Raw genomic sequence first — 16,644 nt, 5'->3', positions numbered from 1 at the left:
TCCGCGCGGGAACCTCACCTCCGGGGCGGGCGGACACCCCGGAACTCCCAGTCGCCGCCGAGCGCGGTGGACAACACCTCCTCGGACTCGGTGGGCTGGGCGCCGACGTCGGCGCGGACCGGGGTCGGGCCGGTGACGATGTGGTTGGTGAGCCTGCCGAGCCCCTCCACCTCCACCTCCACCACGTCACCGGGCCGCACGGGACGGGAGTTGGCCGGAGTGCCCGACAGCAGCACATCGCCGGGGTGGAGGGTGATCGTGCGGGCGATGTCGGCGACGAGATAGTGCATGTCCCACTTCATCTCGTCGGTCGAACCGTCCTGCACCACCTCGCCGTTGACGTATGTGCGCAGGGTCTTGCCGTGGAAGTCCCAGTCGGTGACGAGCCCCGGACCGAGCGGGCAGAGGGTGTCCGAGCCCTTCACCCGCAGCATCGATCCCGCGTCGGTGTCGCGGAAGTCGTGCAGACCGTAGTCGTTGGCGACGGTGTAGCCCGCGATGTACTCCCCCGCCTCGTCCGGGGAGATGTTCCGCGCGGTCTTCCCGATGACGATGGCGACCTCGCCCTCGTAGTTGAGCCACTTGCAGCCCTCGGGGCGAACGACGGCGCCCTGGTGGGAGTTGAGGGCCGAGGTCGGCTTGTGGAAGTACGTGGGGGTGTCGGGCAGGTCGATCTGGAACTCGTCGACACGGCTGCGGTGGTTGAGGTGGACGGCGATCACCTTGGACGGCACGACCGGCGGCAGGTGCTGCGCCTCGTCGATCTTGACGCGGCGGCCGTCCCCGGCGACGAGCTCGTCCCCGTCGACGGTGACCTGGACGGCGGCACCGTCGAGGAGGATGCGGCGGTATTCGGGCATGACAGGGCTCCTAGAGACGACTGTGAGGGGTACGGGGAGCGGGCAGTCCTTCGCCGGTCCAGCCGTCGGCCGGACGGTCGAACCACAGATGCACCTGCCCGGTGCCGATGGAGTTCTCGTACTCCCCGTATTGGCGGGCCTTGGCGACGCACCGCTGCTCGCCGAGGGCGCCGGCCATCATCAGGTAGTGGAAGAACTTCGCCTCGGGCCGGTACTTCCAGAACGCGTCCATGGTGTCGAGGACCTTGTCGTGCCTGCCCTCCTTGAACCACGCGATGCGCTCGGAGTCCGCCTCGCGCGCCTGGGGCGTGAAGATGTGCACGGGGTCGCTGGACTCGTGGTCCCGCAGTTCGCGCAGCGGCCAGAAGGTGTGCGACAGCGCGCCCGAGGCGATCACCAGCACCCGTCGCCCCGGAGTGGCGGCGATGCCGTCGGCGAGCGCGCGCCCCAGCCGCAGATGGTCCTCCATGTCGCCGGTCTGGCAGACGCCGATGGTCACCCACCGCTTGTCCGGCAGCCCCTCCCCCAGGAACTTCCAGAGGTTGATGGTGGCGTAGTAGATCGGCAGGTAGTCGTCCTCGATCGCGGTGATCCAGGTGCCGTGCTTGTCGGCGAACTTCTCGATGTTGCGGGCGAGTTCGGGATCGCCCGGGAAGTCGTACGGCATCCGGCACATGCCGCGCGGCAGCTCCTCGGAGGTGAAGAGCCCGGCCCTGCGCTGCTGGGCGGTGACGACGAACTCGACGGTCGTGGCCCAGTGCGAGTCCAGGACGACGACGGTGTCGTAGTCCTCGCGCTCGAAGACGTCCCTGCGAAGTTGGCGAAGCCCGGTGACAAGGGTGATCTCCTTGCCCTCGTTGAGCTCCAGCCGGTCCTCCTCCGGGAGCACGATGGTGGGGACATGGGCCAAAAGGCCCGCCCCGACGATCTCACCCATGGTTGGTCCATCCGTTCGGTGCGGTGACCGTGTTCTTGAGGTCGCAGTAGAAGTCGAAGCTCCATGTGCCGCCCTCCCGGCCGACGCCGGAGTGGCGGGAGCCGCCGAAGGGCGCCTGGAGGTCGCGCACGAAGAAGCAGTTGACCCACACCGTGCCGGCCACCAGCCGCGCGGTGACGCGTGCGGCGCGCTCGGGGTCGCCGGTGGCGACGGTGGCGGCGAGCCCGAAGCGGGTGTCGTTGGCGAGGCGGACCGCTTCGTCCTCGTCGCCGAAGGTCTGGAGGGTCAGGACCGGCCCGAAGACCTCCTCCTGGACGACTTCGCTGTCCTGGGCGACGTCGGTGAGCAGGGTCGGCGCGTAGTACTGCCCGTCGTTGCGGTGCCCTCCGATGACGGCCCGCGCCCCGGCCGCGATCGCCCGCCGCACGAACCCGTCGATCTTCTCCAGCTGACGGGGGTGGATGTTGGGCCCGATGTCGGTGCCCTCTTCTCGAGGATCGCCCTGCCGCAAGGCGGAGGCCTTCTCCACGAACCGGCGCGTGAACTCCTCGACGACCGACTCCTCGACGAGGAACCGCGTCGCGGCGAGACAGACCTGCCCGGCGTTGTCGTACTGCTCCACCGCGAGGTCCACGGCGAGGTCGAGATCGGCGTCCGCGAACACCAACAGCGGTGACTTGCCGCCGAGTTCGAGACTGAGCGGCGTGAGGTTGGCCGCCGCCGACCCGGCGATCCGCCTTGCGGTCGGCACCGAGCCGGTGAAGCTGATCCGCCGCACGTCCGGGTGCGAGGTGAGCGCGTCGCCGATCTCGGAGCCATATCCCTGGACGACGTTCAGCACCCCGGCGGGCAGCCCCGCCTCGGCGGCGATGTCGGCAAGGAGGGAGGCCGTCAGCGGGGACCACTCGGCGGGCTTGAGAATGACGGTGTTACCAGCCGCGAGGGCCGGCGCGACCTTCCACGTGGCCAGCATCAGGGGCGCGTTCCACGGCGTGATCAGCACGGAGGGCCCGGCCGCGTCCCAGCTCACATGGTTCGTGTGCCCGCGCGTCTCGAAGTCCTCGTGGTCCAGCGTCAGCAACCAGTCCGCGAAGAACCGGAAGTTGTGCGCGACGCGCGGCATCACTCCCCGCCGATGCGAGCGCAGAAGGGCACCGTTGTCGGTGGTCTCGACGATGGCGAGCTCTTCGATCCGCTTCTCGACACCATCGGCGATGGCATGAAGGATGCGGGCACGCTCGGCGCGAGGAGTAGCTGCCCAGGCGGGGAAGGCGGCTTTGGCAGCGGCGACGGCTCTACTGGCCTCGGCGGGTCCGCCGCGGGCGATCTCACCGATCGTGCTGCCGTCGATCGGCGAGACATCCGTGAACGTCCCGCCGGAGGCAACGCGCTCGCCCCCGATCCAGTGCCGGGCGTCGACGGAAACACCGGCGACGACGATCTTGTCAGCCATGAGAGGGGTTCCTTTTCAAACGAGGGGAAATGAGCTACTTAGGGGCGCGGGGAACTGCGCGACCAGCCACAACGGACCTGCACCAGCCCACCGGCCTCACCCCGCAGCCGCTTCCGACGTACCGACCTCCAGCAGCCGCCCGCCATCCCAAACCACCCCGACCTGCCGGTAGTACGCAGCGATCGGCTCCCGAATCTCCAGCCGCGCCAACTCCTCGGTAGGCGCCTCGAAAAGCGACAACTCCGCCTCCCCCACCCACGCTTGCCCGCCCTCGACCGACGAGGCCCCGGACTCGATCAGCTCATCGAGCGCCAGCCCCTTCCCCTTCTCGATCGACGGCAGCCACCGGTGATGAGCCATGGGATGCGCATTGACGAACCCGTTCGTCGCCGAAGGCTCCCGCAGCGTCACCACGGCCTGCGCCAACCGCCGGTCCGCCGCAGCGAGCGTCGCCCCGAACCGCGCCCCCGCCTCGATCCGAGGCGCGGGCCCGTACGGATGCGGACGCGTCTGATGGATGGACCCGAGCTTCTTCGGATACCCCTGATGCAACCCGCGGGCGATGGCGAAGTCCTTGTCGACCCAGATGTAGACGCAGCGCGTGTAGGTCTGCCCCTTGTACTTGCAGCGGACGACCGCGAACGCCTCCTTGTACTGGGAGAGCACGGGGTCCAACAGCTCGCCCCCGGCCCCGGAGCACGACTGCCAGTCGGCCCAGATCAGGGCGACCGCACCCGGATCCTCGTCGGCCAACTCCAGCGGCTCGGGCAGCAGTTCACGCACCCGCGCCGGATCGGTCCGGTACTCCACGGTGAGCAGGTCGCCGGAGTACCGCCACGGCGGCGACGGAATCAGCGACGAGGCACCGCCGGCGGTCTTGGGAAAGAAGTAGCCACGAACTGAGGACATGAGGGGGTTCCTTACGCGGTGAGGGCGGGCTGCTTGAGCAGTTGGGCGCGGTATCGTGCGGCGCCCGTCGTGGCGCGGTGGCCGCCGAGCGCCACGACGCCGACCAGCCGGCCGTCCGTGTGGTAGCCGACCAGCACATCGCCGTCCGGCTCGCCGTCCAGCACCCGGACGTCGCCGAGACCGAGGACGGGCGCTCCGAAGGACTGCAGCCGGAAGTCGTGCTGGTCGCTCCAGAAGGTGGGCAACGGCGCGAAGGGCGCCAAGTCGGCCTGGACGCCGGTCAGATGCGCGGCCAGCGCCCTCGCCGCGTGCTTGGCCGTGTCCGTCGGGATCGACCAGTGCTCGACGCGGCGGGGCACCCCGTCGTAGCGGGCGTTGGGAAAGCGGGCGACATCGCCGACCGCGACGACCTCCGGCCGGCCCCCGACGCGCAACTGCTCGCAGGTGAGCACGCCGTCGGACAGATCCAGCCCGTTGCCCGCCAGCCACTCCACGTTGGCGACCGAACCGACCGACTCGACCACCACGTCGGCGGGCAGCACGGTCCCGTCGCTCAGCACGACTCCCGTGACCCGGTCCTCGCCCTCGAACCCGGCGACTCCGGCGCCCAGCGCGAAGCGCACACCACGTTCCTCGTGCCGCTTCAGCAAAGCCTGGCCGAGGAGTTCGCCGAGGGGTCCGACCATGGGCAGGGGCAGCGGATCGACGACGGTCACCTCTCGCACGCCGAGCCCTACAGCAGTGGCGGCGACCTCGCAGCCGATGAACCCGGCGCCGACCACGACCACCCGGGCGCCGGGGCGGGTCAGTTCGGCGCGGAGGTCCTGGGCGTCGGCGAGGGTGCGGACGGTGTGACGGCCGGTGCGCGGGCCGGGGCAGCCCAGGCGCCGGGGGCGCATGCCGGTGGCGACGACGAGTCCGTCGTACGGGAGTGTCGAACCGTCGTCGAGGGCGACGGTCCGTTCGGCGAGCCGGGCCGAGGTGACTGCGGTGCCGAGGCGCCACTCCACGTCGGCGGCGGCCGGCTTCGGGGTGAAGGCCAGGGACGCGAAGGGGGCCTGGCCGGCGAGTACCTCCTTGGACAGTGGAGGCCGGTTGTAGGGCATGTGGGGTTCGTCGCCGACGACGGTGATCGTCCCGGTCCAGCCCGCGGCACGGAGCTGTTCGGCGGCGCGCAGGCCGCCCATCGAGGCGCCCGCGACGACGATGCGTGCGGTCATGGGGCTCAGCCCTCGATCCGGATGGCCTGCAGCGGGCACACGTCGGCGGCTTCCTCGACCTCGTCGCGCAGGGCGTCGTCGGGGTCGGAGACGTGGAGCAGGTGTCCGTCGTCGTCCAGCGAGAAGACGTCCGGGGCGGCGAAGACGCACTGGCCGTGGTCCTGGCACTTGTTCATGTCGACGACGACCTTCATGGCGGTCCTCCTGGGGATGGAGGGCCCGGCCGATGGCGGCCGGGCCCTGGGCCAAAGGGGTGCGGGAACCACTGAGCGCCCACACTCCTGACTCGTTTGGCTTCAAACAACATAGGAAGCCGCTCGACCCTGGTCAAGAGCTGTCCAGATGGATAAATTTTTGAGGCCACCCCCTTGCGGGCCGAGACACCGCTTCATATCGTTCGGAGCCAAACGACTTACCGGGTCCGCCGCCTCTTCCCGCGGCCCGGCCCGCTTTTCCCCACGCCCCCCATCCGCCTGAGGAGACATCGGTGAGCGCATCCGACACCCCAGAGATCCGCCGGCACATGGAACGGCTCGCCGCCGAGGGCGTCGACGTGGTCCGGGTGGTCTACCCCGACCTGATCGGCACCGACCGCGCCCGTGACGTGCTCCTTGACCACCTGCCGACGGCCTGCGAGCACGGCCTGGCCTTCTGCCGCGCCGTCTACCACACCACCCCGCAGGGCGATGTGGTCCCGGTCGCGGGCGGCCTGGACGCCGGCCTTCCGGACGTGCAAGTACGCCCCGACCTGTCGACGCTCGCCGTGCTGCCCTGGGAGCCCGGGGTCGCCGCCTGCCTCGGCGAGGTCGTCGACCCGGCGACCTCGGCTCCCGCCCCCGAGTCACCCCGCGACCTGCTGCGCACCGTCCTGGCACGGTGTGCCGAGCAGGGCCTGCGGCCGATCGTCGGCCCGGAGCTGGAGTACTTCCTGCTGGAGCCCGCCCCCGGCACCCCCACCGGCTGGCGCCGCTCACCGCAGACCACCGGCGCCGTCTACACCGCCGGGCTGCGCTCCGACCCCGACAACCACCTGTTGCGCACCCTGCGCCTGCTGCGCGACCTCGGCCTCGGGGTCGTCACCGGCAACCACGAGTTCGACGGCGGACAGTACGAGATCAACCTGACCCACTCCGGGGCCCTGGACGCCGCCGACCGCGCCTTCCGCTTCAAGGCGGCCGTCAAGGAGCTGGCCCGCAAGGAGGGCAACCTGGCCACCTTCATGGCCAAGCCGTTCGGCGACGCGGGCGGTTCCGGCTTCCATCTGCACCTGTCCTGCGAGGCCTCCGACGAAGAAGGTGCGCGCAACGCCTTCGACGATCCGGCCGGCGCGTACGGTCTCTCGGCCACGGCCCGGCACGCCCTCGCGGGCATCCTCGCCCACGCCCCCGCGCTGGCGGCACTGGCCAACCCGACGGTGAACTCGTACAAACGCTTCGGCCCGGACACCCTCGCGCCCTGGCTGATCGACTGGGGGCTCGACAACCGCAGCGCCATGCTCCGCATCCCGCCGGAGCGCGGCTCCGGCGCCCGCCTCGAGCTGCGGCTCGGTGACGCGAGCGCCAACCCGTATCTGCTGATCGCGGGCACGATCGCCGCCGCCCTGCTCGGGGTCCGGGCGGGCGAGGAGCCGCCGGCCCCGCTGGAGGGCTACGGCTACGACACCGACCGGTCGGCCATGCTGCCGACGACCCTGACCGGTGCCCTGGACGCGCTGGAGGCGGACACCGCCCTGGCCGACGTCCTCGGCAAGGAGTTCACCGCCTCCTTCCTGACCTACAAGCGCAACGAGGTCGAACGCTTCCAACGGCACGTCACCGACTGGGAGTTCACCGAGTACGCCTACCATCTGTGACGCCGAGGAGCCACCGATGACCGAGATCCTGACCCCTGCCGTGCACGAGCCGATGCCCCTGTCGGACATCGACCTGGCCGACCTCGACAACTTCACCGACGGGGTCACGCCCTGGCGGATGTTCCACACCCTGCGACACGAGGACCCGGTGCACTGGCAGCCCGAGGAGGCCCCCAACTCCGGCTTCTGGGCGGTGACCCGGCACGCGGACATCGCCACCGTCGACCGTGACGCCGAGACGTTCACCTCGACACGGTTCGTCAACCTCGAAGAGGTCGACGACGACCAGATCAAGAAGCGCGCCTCCATCCTGGAGATGGACGGTGTCCGCCACCGCGCCCTGCGCAGCGTGATCCAGCGGCAGTTCGGCGCGAGCGTCATCAACAGCTACGGCGACTTCCTGCGCGGACTGACGGCGAAGACCCTGGACGCGGCTCTCGCCAAGGGCACGTTCGACTTCGTCGCCGATGTCGCCGCGGACTTCCCGATCAACGTGCTGGCCCGTCTCCTCGACGTGCCGCCGCAGGACAACCAGCAGCTCATCGACTGGGGCAACCGCATCATCGGCAACACCGACCCCGACTACGCGGACGTACTGCTGCACAGCGAGGAGAGCGAGAAGTACCGCGATCTGCCGTTCCGCTCCCCCGCGTCGATCGAAGTGTTCGAGTACGGGCGGGAGTTGGCGCGGCAGCGGCGCGGCGGCGACGGCCAGGACCTGGTGTCGAAGCTCGTCAACACGGTCCCGCGCGACGGAATCCCACTGTCCGCGCAGGACTTCGACAACTACTTCCTGCTCCTGGTGGTGGCCGGCAACGAGACCACCCGGCACACCATCTCCCACTCCATGCTGGCCCTGCTGCAACACCCCGAGCAGCTCGCGAAGTTGAAGGCCGACCCGTCCCTGATCCCCACGGCGGTCGAGGAGTTCCTGCGCTGGGCCTCCCCGGTCTACCACTTCCGCCGCACCGCGACCCGGGACGTCGAACTCGGCGGCAAGCGGATCAAGGAGGGCGACAAGGTCGTCATGTGGTACGCCTCCGGCAACCGCGACGAGGCGGTCTTCGCCGACCCCTACGACCTCGACGTCACCCGGCAGCACAACGACCATGTCACCTTCGGCAAGGGCAGCCCTCATCTGTGCCTGGGCAACCTGCTCGCCCGCACCGAGATCCGCATCATGTTCGAGGAGCTCATCCCGAGGATCGCCGACATCAAACTGACCGGCGCCGTCCCCCGCGTCCGCTCCAACTTCGTCAACGGCATCAAGAAACTGCCGGTCGAGGTCACCCTCGCCTGAGAGTCCGGAGCAGCTCCCTCACGTGTGCTTCCTTCTCCCCGACCAGGCATCATGGCGCCCGGTAGCAAGGAGAAGGGAGCGCGCACGTGGGAGTGCACGTCAGCCTCGTACACGTCACTCAGGTCGGCACCAGCTCCAAGGGGCGGAGCCTGCGCCGCATGGCCACCGTGGGGAGATCCGGCGAGACCTTCGCCGACCTGTGCGCCCGAAGCGGGCTTCCCATGTTGAGTGGCGTGGACCCTTACAGGACCCGGATCCTGACCGTGCAAGACATGCCGCAGTTCATCTCCGAGCTCGAAGCGACACGGGCACAAGGTGAGGATCCAGGGACCGTCGGGCTGCTGAACGATCTGATCGCCCTCGGCCACCGTTGCGCGTCGCAGCCGGATCTGGAGATCCATCTCGACGGCGACTAGGTCTACCGGGAGGCACTCGCGATGTCCGAGCTCGACAGTCAAGTCCCCTACTGGGACGCGGCCGCCACCACGAAGACGTTCACGCACCCGCTCCATGCGCCCTGGTTGGACGTCCTCGGCAGACAGGCCGCAATCCTCGACTACGGTTGCGGGTACGGCCGCACGATGGCAGAGCTCGAACGGCACGGCTTCGACGACCTCACCGGCGTCGACACCTCGCCAGGAATGCTCGACCGGGCCCGCGACCTGCACCCCGGAATGCGCTTCGCGCTCCTGGACACACCACCGCTCGTGCCCTGTCCGGACGCCGGCTTCGACGCGGTCCTGCTCTTCGCCGTGCTGACCTGCGTCCCCGTCGACGAGGCCCAGCACCGGTTGATCGCCGAGCTGCACCGCGTCCTCGCACCCGGCGGGCTCCTCTTCATCAGTGACCTTCTGCTGCAGGACGACGAGCGCAACCGCGACCGCTACAGCCGCCATGCCACGCGGTACGGAAGCTACGGCGTGTTCGAGACCAGCGATGGTGCCGTGTGCCGCCATCACTAGCGCGAACGGCTCTGCGCTCTTCTCGCCGGGTTCGAAACCGTCGACACCCGGGTCATTCCCGTGCGGACCATGAACGGGCATACGTCGAAGGGGATCCGGATACTCGCCCGCAAGTCCTGACGGCCAAGGTCGGCCTCTGTGGGGCATCGGGGAGCGTTCCGGCCGTCAGGAAGAACGTGACGGCGTAGGTGAAACAACCCGTACGCGCGGCCTCGTCGAACTGGACCACGAAGCGGTCCGCGTCCGCCGGATCGAGGTGGCCGCGGGCCGCGGCCGTGTGTGCCCAGGTGCGCAGGCCCATGACGTGGTCGACCGCCGACGGATCGCGGACGACCAGCGTGCGGGCCTCCACCGTGATGTCGTCGAGACCACGCGCCGCGAGAAGGCCGCCGTGCCGGTGGGCCAGTGTGCCGTTGCGCAGCAGTACGTCGGCGCGGAAGCGCAGCACCCGGCGGGCGAGGTCCTGGTCGTCGATGTCGAGGACCTGGGTGTCGTACTCGGGGTCCGCCAGCGCGACCCGGCCACCGGGGCGGACCACACGCAGCAGTTCGTCCAGCACCCGGCCGGGCTCGGCGACATGCTGCAGGACCCGGTCGGCCCAGGCACCGCCGAACCGGTCAGCGCCGAACGGCAGTCGGTGGCCGTCCCCGACGCAGGCATGCGCCAGCCCTCGCTCCCGCGCCTGCGCGACCATCGTCAAGGAGTTGTCGACCGCGACGACTTCGGCCCTCCAACGCGAGCGCAGCGCCTGCGCGGCGTCCCCCGTACCCGCTCCGACCTCCAGGAACAGTCCGCCCGCCGCGGGGCGCAGCAACTCCTGCAACCGCTGCTTGTAGGCGGCGTAGAACGGCTCCGCGGCCACCCGGTCCAGGACCTGCACCCAGTCGCCGGGCCGGGACTGCGAGTCCACCGACGTGAAGCCATGAGCAACACCGGGATCGTCCATGCGAGCACGCTAGTGCCCCGGGCAGTACGTCAGGCAGGTTCCGCCGTGGTCCCGCGAAGGACGAGCCGTGGGTTCAGGACGACCTCACGGGGTTCGGTGCGGTCCTGGTCGAGGCGTTCGACGGCCGCGGTCACCGCGTGCCGGGCCTGTTCGCGGGCGCTCTGGCTGACGGTGGTCAGGTTGAAGCAGCTCAGCCGGGAGAGCGTGTCGTCGTCGTAGCCGACCACGGAGATCCGGCCGGGGACGGAGACGCCGGCGCGCGCGAGGGCGGCGAGCACGCCGATGGCGCACTGGTCGTTGAACGCCACGACCGCGGTGGGGAGTTCGGGGCCGTCGAGGAGGTGGCGGGCGGCGCGCTCACCGGCCGCTTCGGTGTGGTCGCCGGTGAGGACGCGGATGTGCTCGTCCAGACCGTGGCGGCGCATCGCTGCGCGGTAGCCGCGGCGGCGGTCGGTGGCGATGACGCCCTTGCCGCCGTCGACGTAGACGATCTCGCGGTGGCCGAGCCCGACCAGGTGGTCGATGATCTGGCCGACGCCGTCGTCGTCCGCGGTGCGTACGACGTCCAGGGCGGCGTCGGCGATCCGGCGGCCGACCGCGATGACGGGGGCCTTGTTGTCGAGGGTGGCGAGCACGTCCGCGGGCGAGGTCGGGCCGAGGAGGATCAGCGCCTCGCTGCGGAAGGCCAGCAGCGTCTCCACGGCGGTCTGCTCGTCGCGGGTGCGGGTCAGGGTGCTCAGGACGAGGTCGTAGCCGACGTCTTCGGCCGCGGTGTGCAGGTGTTCGACGAGTTCGGCGTGGAAGGGGCTGCGGATGTCGACCATGACGCCGAGCAGCCGGCTGCGTCGGCTGGCCAGGGTGCTGGCGGTGCGGTCCACCTGGTAGCCGAGGTCGGCCGCCGCTTTCAGGACACGCTGCCGGGTCCGCTCACTCGGGCCGGACACGCCGCGCAGCACCAGGGAGACGGATGCCGTGGAGACGCCCACCCGGGCGGCCACGTCCTCCAGCCTGGGGCGTTTGTGCGTGCCGTTCCGGTGACGCGCGGATTCGCCGTCGTCCACCTGTGCCTCCCCGCGGTAAATCTCCTCGTGCAACACCCTTGACACCCTCACGAAACAAGGCTGATAGTACCAGGACTTAAAGCGCTTTAAATTGTCCTGATGTTCCAACGAAGTCATCCGGAGAGCGCGGCAGCCATCCCTACTGCCCGCGCCGTTCCGACTCCGCCTCCAGGCGCCACCACGCCCCCTGGAAACGGCCGCGACCGGCCCGTACGGCGGACGGTGATCCACCCTCCCCTCCCAGTTCTGCACAGTGAGGTGCACCCCGCATGAGCCGTATGTCCCTCCCCCGTTCCCGCAGAATCGCCCCGGCAGTGGCCGTGGCCGCCGCGGCCGCCCTGGTCCTCGCCGGCTGCTCCAGCAGCTCCGGGGGCAAGAAGGCCGAGGAGAGCGCCGCCGGTGTCTCCGCCGGCAAGGCCGACACCCCCCGTCTGACCATCGCGCTGGTCACCCACGCGCCCTCCGGCGACACCTTCTGGGACACCATCCGCAAGGGCGCCGAGGCCGCCGCCGCGAAGGACAACATCAAGCTCATCTACTCCAACGACGAGACCGCCTCCGACCAGGCGGCCCTGGTCCAGAACGCCATCGACCAGAAGGTCGACGGCATCGCCGTCACCCTCGCCAAGCCGGACGCCCTCGAGGACGTCGTCGCCAAGGCGGAGAAGGCCGGCATCCCGGTGGTCGGCCTCAACGCGGGTCTGGACGTCTGGAAGGAGCAGGGCCTGCTGTCGTTCTTCGGCCAGGACGAGTCGATCTCCGGCGAGGCGCTCGGCAAGAAGATCGACGGCACCGGCGTCAAGCACGCCCTGTGCGTGATCCAGGCCCAGGGCGCCGTCAACCTCGAACAGCGCTGCGCCGGCGTGAAGAAGGCCTTCGGCGGCAAGACCGACATCCTCTACGTCAACGGCACCGACATGCCGTCCGTGAAGTCGACCATCACGGCGAAGCTCAAGCAGGACAGCTCCATCGACGAGGTCGTCACCCTGGGCGCGCCGATCGCGCTGACCGCCGTGCAGGCGGTGGACGAGACCGGCAGCAAGGCGAAGATCGCCACCTTCGACCTCAACAAGGACCTGGTCAAGGCGATCGAGGCCGGCACCATCGAGTTCGCCGTCGACCAGCAGCCCTACCTCCAGGGCTACCTGGCCGTCGACTCCCTCTGGCTCTACAAGAACAACGGCAACTTCAGCGGCGGCGGTGAGCAGCCGGTGCTGACCGGTCCGGCCTTCGTGGACAAGTCCAACGTCGAGGCCGTCGCCGGGTTCGCCGCGAAGGGCACCCGGTGATGGGTATGACCCAGCAGGCTGAGCCGGCGGTGACCACACCGCCGGCCGCCGGCCCCAAGGAGACCGACGGGCGCACCGCACAGCGCCCGACGGCGCTCAGGCTGCTCGCCCGGCCCGAAGTGGGTGTCTTCCTCGGCGCCCTCGCGGTGCTGGTCTTCTTCCTGATCACGGCGCCACCGGTACGCGACGCCGGCTCCATGGCCAACATCCTCTACCAGTCGTCGACCATCGGGATCATGGCGCTGCCCGTGGCACTGCTGATGATCGGCGGCGAGTTCGACCTCTCCTCCGGCGTCGCGGTCATCGCCTCGGCCCTCACCGCGGCCATGATCAGCTACCAGCTGTCGATGAACGTGTGGGTGGGCGTGATCCTCGCCCTGGCCATGTCACTCGCGGTCGGCTTCCTCAACGGCTGGCTGCTCGTCAGGACCGGGCTGCCCAGCTTCCTGATCACGCTCGGCACCTTCCTGATCCTCCAGGGCGTCAACCTCGCAGTCACCAAGCTGGTCACCGGCAACGTGGCCACGGACGACATCAGCGACATGGAGGGCTTCGGCCAGGCCAAGGCGCTGTTCGCCTCGTCCTTCGACATCGGCGGTGTCGACGTCAAGATCACCGTGGTGTGGTGGCTGGTCTTCGCCGCCCTGGCCACCTGGGTGCTGCTGCGTACCCGCTACGGCAACTGGATCTTCGCCGTCGGCGGCAACAAGGACTCCGCGCGGGCCGTGGGTGTCCCCGTGACGTTCACGAAGATCTCGCTGTTCATGCTGGTCGGGTTCGGTGCCTGGTTCGTCGGCATGCACCAGCTGTTCGCCTTCAACACCGTGCAGTCCGGCGAAGGCGTCGGCCAGGAGCTCATCTACATAGCCGCGGCAGTCATCGGCGGCTGCCTCCTCACCGGCGGTGCCGGCTCGGCGATCGGCCCGGTCTTCGGCGCCTTCATGTTCGGCATGGTGCAGCAGGGCATCGTCTACGCCGGCTGGAACCCGGACTGGTTCAAGGCCTTCCTCGGCGTGATGCTCCTCGGCGCCACGCTCATCAATCTGTGGGTCAGCCGCGCGGCGACCCGGAGGTGACCAATCACATGACAACCACCCCCGACATCACGCGTGAAGACGCCCCCGTCGTCGAACTCAAGGCCACGGGCAAGTCGTACGGCAACATCCACGCCCTGCACGGCGTGAGCCTGTCCGTCCACCCCGGCAAGGTCACCTGCGTCCTCGGCGACAACGGCGCCGGCAAGTCGACCCTGATCAAAATCATCTCCGGGCTCCACCAGCACACCGCGGGCGAGTTCCTCGTCGACGGCTCCCCGGTCCGCTTCACCACGCCGCGCGACGCGCTCGACAAGGGCATCGCCACCGTCTACCAAGACCTGGCGACGGTCCCCCTCATACCGGTGTGGCGCAACTTCTTCCTCGGCTCCGAGATCACCAAGGGCCCCTGGCCGTTGCGTCGCCTCGACATCGAGAAGATGAAGAAGACCGCCGACGAAGAGCTGCGCAACATGGGCATCGTCCTGGACGACATGGACCAGCCCATCGGCACCCTCTCCGGCGGACAGCGCCAGTGCGTCGCCATCGCCCGCGCCGTCTACTTCGGCGCCCGCGTCCTCATCCTCGACGAGCCCACCGCCGCCCTCGGCGTCAAACAGTCCGGCGTGGTCCTGAAGTACATCGCCGCCGCCCGCGACCGCGGCCTCGGCGTCATCTTCATCACCCACAACCCCCACCACGCCTACATGGTCGGCGACCACTTCAGCGTCCTGCGCCTCGGCACCCTCGAACTCTCCGCCGAGCGCGCCCGCATCACGCTCGAGGAACTCACCAACCACATGGCCGGCGGCTCCGAACTCGCCGCCCTCAAGCACGAGTTGTCCCAGGTCCGCGGCGTCGACACTGAGGAGCTCCCGGAAGCGGAAGACCTCACCGCCATCACCCCGGAAGGCACCCTGTCGTGAAGATCGCCCTCGACCCCTACATGATCCGCAACACCCCGCTGCTCGAACTGCCCTCCGTGGTAGCCGAGTTGGGCTACGAGTGGATCGAGCTGTCCCCTCGCGAGGACTTCATCCCCTTCTTCCGCCACCCCCGCGTGGACGACGGAACCGTCCGCAAGTTCCGTAAGGCGCTGGACTCCGCGGGCGTCGGCATCTCCTCCATGCTGCCGCTCTTCCGCTGGTCAGGACCGGACGAGGACGCCCGCCAGGCCGCCGTACGGTACTGGAAGCGCTCCATCCAGATCGCCGCCGACCTCGGCGTGGACAGCATGATCTCGGAGTTCAACGGCCGCCCCGAGGACTCCGACCGCAGCGAGGCGCAGTTCTGGAAGTCCCTGGACGAGTTGTTGCCGGTCTTCGAGCGCGAGGGCATCAAGCTCACCCTGGAGCCACACCCGGACGATTTCATCGAGAACGGCTACGACGCGATCAATCTGATCCGGGGCATCAACCACCCCAACGTCACCTTCCTCTACTGCGCCCCGCACACCTTCCACATCGGCAACGACGCCCCCGGCATCATCGAGTACGCGGGCGACCTGCTCACCCACGTCCACCTGGCCGACGCCTTCGACCACACCGCCTCCTCGGGCAACCGCTACATCCTCAACCCGCCCGGCACCCCGGCCCGTATCCACCAGCACATGGACATCGGCCAGGGCGAGGTCGACTTCAACGAGCTCTTCCGCGAGCTGCGCGCCAACGGCTTCGACGGCACGCTGACCGCCTGCGTCTTCGCGTGGGAGGAACGGGCCAAGGAGTCCTCGGTGTTCATGCGCGAAAAGATCGCGGAGTACTTGGGCGCCTCGCAGTAACCGCTCTTTCATGCCCAATTTTTAAAGCGCTTTAAAGCAGAGAAGGGATACCCAGCGTGATGCCGTTCGAAGTCCTGACCATGGGCCGGGTGGGAGTGGATGTGTATCCGCTCCAGATCGGTGTGGGACTGGCGGAGGTCACCTCGTTCGGCAAGTACCTGGGTGGCAGCCCGACGAACGTGGCCGTGGCCGCCGCGCGGTACGGCCGGACCTCCGCTGTCATCACCAAGACCGGCCGCGACCCGTTCGGGGACTTCGTACGGTCGGCCCTGGACGGGTACGGGGTGGACAGCCGGTTCGTGGGGACGTCGGGGAGCGCGCCGACGCCGGTGACGTTCTGCGAGATCTTCCCGCCGGATGACTTCCCGTTGTACTTCTACCGGCTGCCGAAGGCTCCCGACCTGGACATCTCGGCTGCCGAGCTCGACCTGGACGCGGTGCGGGACGCGCGGATCTTCTGGATGACCGGTACCGGTCTGAGCGAGGAGCCGAGCCGTTCGGCCACGCTGGCGGCGCTGGCGCACCGGGCGAAGGCGGGGGTGACGGTCTTCGACCTCGACTGGCGGCCGATGTTCTGGAGCAACCCCGCGGAGGCGCGTTCCTACTACACCGAAGCCCTGCGGCACACCACCGTCGCCGTCGGCAACCTCGACGAGTGCGAGGTGGCCACCGGCGAGCGGGAGCCGTACGCGGCCGCGAAGGCGCTGCTGGCGGCCGGGGTCGAGCTGGCCGTGGTGAAGCAGGGGCCGAAGGGCGTCCTGGCGATGGACCGCGACGGCTCGGCGGTCGAGATTCCGCCGGTCCCCGTGGATGTCGTCAATGGGCTGGGTGCCGGGGACGCGTTCGGCGGGGCGCTGTGCCACGGGCTGCTGTCCGGCTGGGACACCGCTCGCACGGTGTCCTTCGCCAATGCCGCCGGCGCGATCGTCGCAGGCCGGCTGTCCTGCTCCGACGCGATGCCCACCGAGGCCGAAGTCGACTCCAAGCTCCACGAGGCATCCCTCGGCTCAGCCGATGCCTCCACCGAACGAAAGGCGTGAC

At 69.3% G+C, this 16,644-nt stretch carries 17 protein-coding genes; 9 read left to right on the top strand and 8 right to left on the bottom strand.

Annotated elements, in window-relative coordinates:
* Positions 1–14 precede the first annotated feature (14 nt).
* The 6 genes from OHU89_RS44440 to OHU89_RS44415 all read right to left on the bottom strand — a co-directional run bounded on the left by OHU89_RS44440 (position 15) and on the right by OHU89_RS44415 (position 5,573).
* Entirely contained in the window at positions 15–860 is an 846-nt protein-coding gene (locus OHU89_RS44440) for a fumarylacetoacetate hydrolase family protein (RefSeq protein ID WP_405651249.1), read from the bottom strand.
* Positions 861–870: 10 nt separating this feature from the next.
* A complete protein-coding gene (locus OHU89_RS44435) occupies positions 871–1,797 on the bottom strand; it encodes a 3,4-dihydroxyphenylacetate 2,3-dioxygenase (RefSeq protein ID WP_405651245.1) in 927 nt (308 codons plus the stop codon).
* Positions 1,790–3,250, bottom strand: a complete 1,461-nt coding sequence (locus OHU89_RS44430) for an aldehyde dehydrogenase (RefSeq protein ID WP_405651242.1) — start codon at positions 3,248–3,250, stop codon at positions 1,790–1,792. The genes OHU89_RS44435 and OHU89_RS44430 overlap by 8 nt, the downstream gene beginning before the upstream one ends.
* Before the next feature lie 96 nt (positions 3,251–3,346).
* Positions 3,347–4,159 (bottom strand): acetoacetate decarboxylase family protein, encoded by an 813-nt coding sequence (locus OHU89_RS44425; RefSeq protein WP_405651240.1) that lies wholly within the window; start codon positions 4,157–4,159, stop codon positions 3,347–3,349.
* An 11-nt stretch (positions 4,160–4,170) separates the two neighbouring features.
* A complete protein-coding gene (locus tag OHU89_RS44420) occupies positions 4,171–5,379 on the bottom strand; it encodes an NAD(P)/FAD-dependent oxidoreductase (RefSeq protein WP_405651238.1) in 1,209 nt (402 codons plus the stop codon).
* A gap of 5 nt (positions 5,380–5,384) precedes the next feature.
* The gene (locus OHU89_RS44415; RefSeq protein ID WP_266884148.1) at positions 5,385–5,573 is read right to left on the bottom strand and encodes a ferredoxin; all 189 of its coding nucleotides are present in this window, start codon (positions 5,571–5,573) and stop codon (positions 5,385–5,387) included.
* Positions 5,574–5,866: 293 nt separating this feature from the next.
* Between OHU89_RS44415 and OHU89_RS44410 the strand changes: the two genes are divergently transcribed.
* The 4 genes from OHU89_RS44410 to OHU89_RS44395 all read left to right on the top strand — a co-directional run bounded on the left by OHU89_RS44410 (position 5,867) and on the right by OHU89_RS44395 (position 9,493).
* Complete coding sequence (locus OHU89_RS44410; protein WP_405651235.1) at positions 5,867–7,231, top strand: glutamine synthetase family protein; 1,365 nt, start codon at positions 5,867–5,869, stop codon at positions 7,229–7,231.
* 16 nt (positions 7,232–7,247) lie between these two features.
* Positions 7,248–8,531, top strand: coding sequence for a cytochrome P450 (locus OHU89_RS44405; RefSeq protein ID WP_405651233.1), 1,284 nt, complete (start codon positions 7,248–7,250; stop codon positions 8,529–8,531).
* Between the two features lie 158 nt (positions 8,532–8,689).
* Complete coding sequence (locus OHU89_RS44400; protein ID WP_405651230.1) at positions 8,690–8,947, top strand: hypothetical protein; 258 nt, start codon at positions 8,690–8,692, stop codon at positions 8,945–8,947.
* Positions 8,948–8,968: 21 nt separating this feature from the next.
* The gene (locus OHU89_RS44395; RefSeq protein ID WP_405651228.1) at positions 8,969–9,493 is read left to right on the top strand and encodes a class I SAM-dependent methyltransferase; all 525 of its coding nucleotides are present in this window, start codon (positions 8,969–8,971) and stop codon (positions 9,491–9,493) included.
* Positions 9,494–9,545: 52 nt separating this feature from the next.
* On the opposite strand, the gene OHU89_RS44390 is transcribed toward OHU89_RS44395, so the two are convergent.
* Positions 9,546–10,439 (bottom strand): methyltransferase domain-containing protein, encoded by an 894-nt coding sequence (locus OHU89_RS44390; RefSeq protein WP_405651225.1) that lies wholly within the window; start codon positions 10,437–10,439, stop codon positions 9,546–9,548.
* 29 nt (positions 10,440–10,468) lie between these two features.
* Positions 10,469–11,500: a LacI family DNA-binding transcriptional regulator gene (locus tag OHU89_RS44385; protein WP_362405135.1), complete on the bottom strand. Its 1,032-nt coding sequence runs from the start codon at positions 11,498–11,500 to the stop codon at positions 10,469–10,471.
* 269 nt (positions 11,501–11,769) lie between these two features.
* Here OHU89_RS44385 and OHU89_RS44380 point away from each other — a divergent pair, with 269 nt between their 5' ends.
* The 5 genes from OHU89_RS44380 to iolC are packed head-to-tail and all read left to right on the top strand — an operon-like array spanning position 11,770 to position 16,643.
* Positions 11,770–12,789: a sugar ABC transporter substrate-binding protein gene (locus OHU89_RS44380; RefSeq protein ID WP_405651223.1), complete on the top strand. Its 1,020-nt coding sequence runs from the start codon at positions 11,770–11,772 to the stop codon at positions 12,787–12,789.
* Positions 12,789–13,865 carry an ABC transporter permease gene (locus OHU89_RS44375; RefSeq protein WP_405651220.1) on the top strand — a complete coding sequence of 359 codons (1,077 nt, stop codon included), beginning with the start codon at positions 12,789–12,791 and terminating at the stop codon, positions 13,863–13,865. Before OHU89_RS44380 ends, OHU89_RS44375 begins: the two co-directional genes overlap by 1 nt.
* Before the next feature lie 8 nt (positions 13,866–13,873).
* Positions 13,874–14,749, top strand: coding sequence for an ATP-binding cassette domain-containing protein (locus OHU89_RS44370; RefSeq protein ID WP_405651217.1), 876 nt, complete (start codon positions 13,874–13,876; stop codon positions 14,747–14,749).
* Positions 14,746–15,603, top strand: coding sequence for a sugar phosphate isomerase/epimerase family protein (locus OHU89_RS44365; RefSeq protein ID WP_405651214.1), 858 nt, complete (start codon positions 14,746–14,748; stop codon positions 15,601–15,603). Before OHU89_RS44370 ends, OHU89_RS44365 begins: the two co-directional genes overlap by 4 nt.
* 59 nt (positions 15,604–15,662) lie before the next feature.
* The gene (iolC, locus tag OHU89_RS44360) at positions 15,663–16,643 is read left to right on the top strand and encodes a 5-dehydro-2-deoxygluconokinase (RefSeq protein WP_405651211.1); all 981 of its coding nucleotides are present in this window, start codon (positions 15,663–15,665) and stop codon (positions 16,641–16,643) included.
* Position 16,644: the final 1 nt, after the last annotated feature.

The organism is Streptomyces sp. NBC_00019 (genome assembly GCF_045041015.1).
GTDB lineage: Bacteria > Actinomycetota > Actinomycetes > Streptomycetales > Streptomycetaceae > Streptomyces.
The sequence above is the reverse complement of the archived record's forward strand: the minus strand, read 5'-3'. Positions and strand labels throughout refer to the sequence as shown.

Coding starts and splice junctions, on each gene's coding strand:
- OHU89_RS44435 (WP_405651245.1), bottom strand. CDS start 1,797: ATGGGTGAGATCGTCGGGGCGGGCCTTTTGGCCCATGTCCCCACCATC.
- OHU89_RS44395 (WP_405651228.1), top strand. CDS start 8,969: ATGTCCGAGCTCGACAGTCAAGTCCCCTACTGGGACGCGGCCGCCACC.
- OHU89_RS44405 (WP_405651233.1), top strand. CDS start 7,248: ATGACCGAGATCCTGACCCCTGCCGTGCACGAGCCGATGCCCCTGTCG.
- OHU89_RS44440 (WP_405651249.1), bottom strand. CDS start 860: ATGCCCGAATACCGCCGCATCCTCCTCGACGGTGCCGCCGTCCAGGTC.
- OHU89_RS44370 (WP_405651217.1), top strand. CDS start 13,874: ATGACAACCACCCCCGACATCACGCGTGAAGACGCCCCCGTCGTCGAA.
- OHU89_RS44430 (WP_405651242.1), bottom strand. CDS start 3,250: ATGGCTGACAAGATCGTCGTCGCCGGTGTTTCCGTCGACGCCCGGCAC.
- OHU89_RS44420 (WP_405651238.1), bottom strand. CDS start 5,379: ATGACCGCACGCATCGTCGTCGCGGGCGCCTCGATGGGCGGCCTGCGC.
- iolC (WP_405651211.1), top strand. CDS start 15,663: ATGCCGTTCGAAGTCCTGACCATGGGCCGGGTGGGAGTGGATGTGTAT.
- OHU89_RS44375 (WP_405651220.1), top strand. CDS start 12,789: ATGGGTATGACCCAGCAGGCTGAGCCGGCGGTGACCACACCGCCGGCC.
- OHU89_RS44390 (WP_405651225.1), bottom strand. CDS start 10,439: ATGGACGATCCCGGTGTTGCTCATGGCTTCACGTCGGTGGACTCGCAG.
- OHU89_RS44415 (WP_266884148.1), bottom strand. CDS start 5,573: ATGAAGGTCGTCGTCGACATGAACAAGTGCCAGGACCACGGCCAGTGC.
- OHU89_RS44400 (WP_405651230.1), top strand. CDS start 8,690: ATGGCCACCGTGGGGAGATCCGGCGAGACCTTCGCCGACCTGTGCGCC.
- OHU89_RS44425 (WP_405651240.1), bottom strand. CDS start 4,159: ATGTCCTCAGTTCGTGGCTACTTCTTTCCCAAGACCGCCGGCGGTGCC.
- OHU89_RS44380 (WP_405651223.1), top strand. CDS start 11,770: ATGAGCCGTATGTCCCTCCCCCGTTCCCGCAGAATCGCCCCGGCAGTG.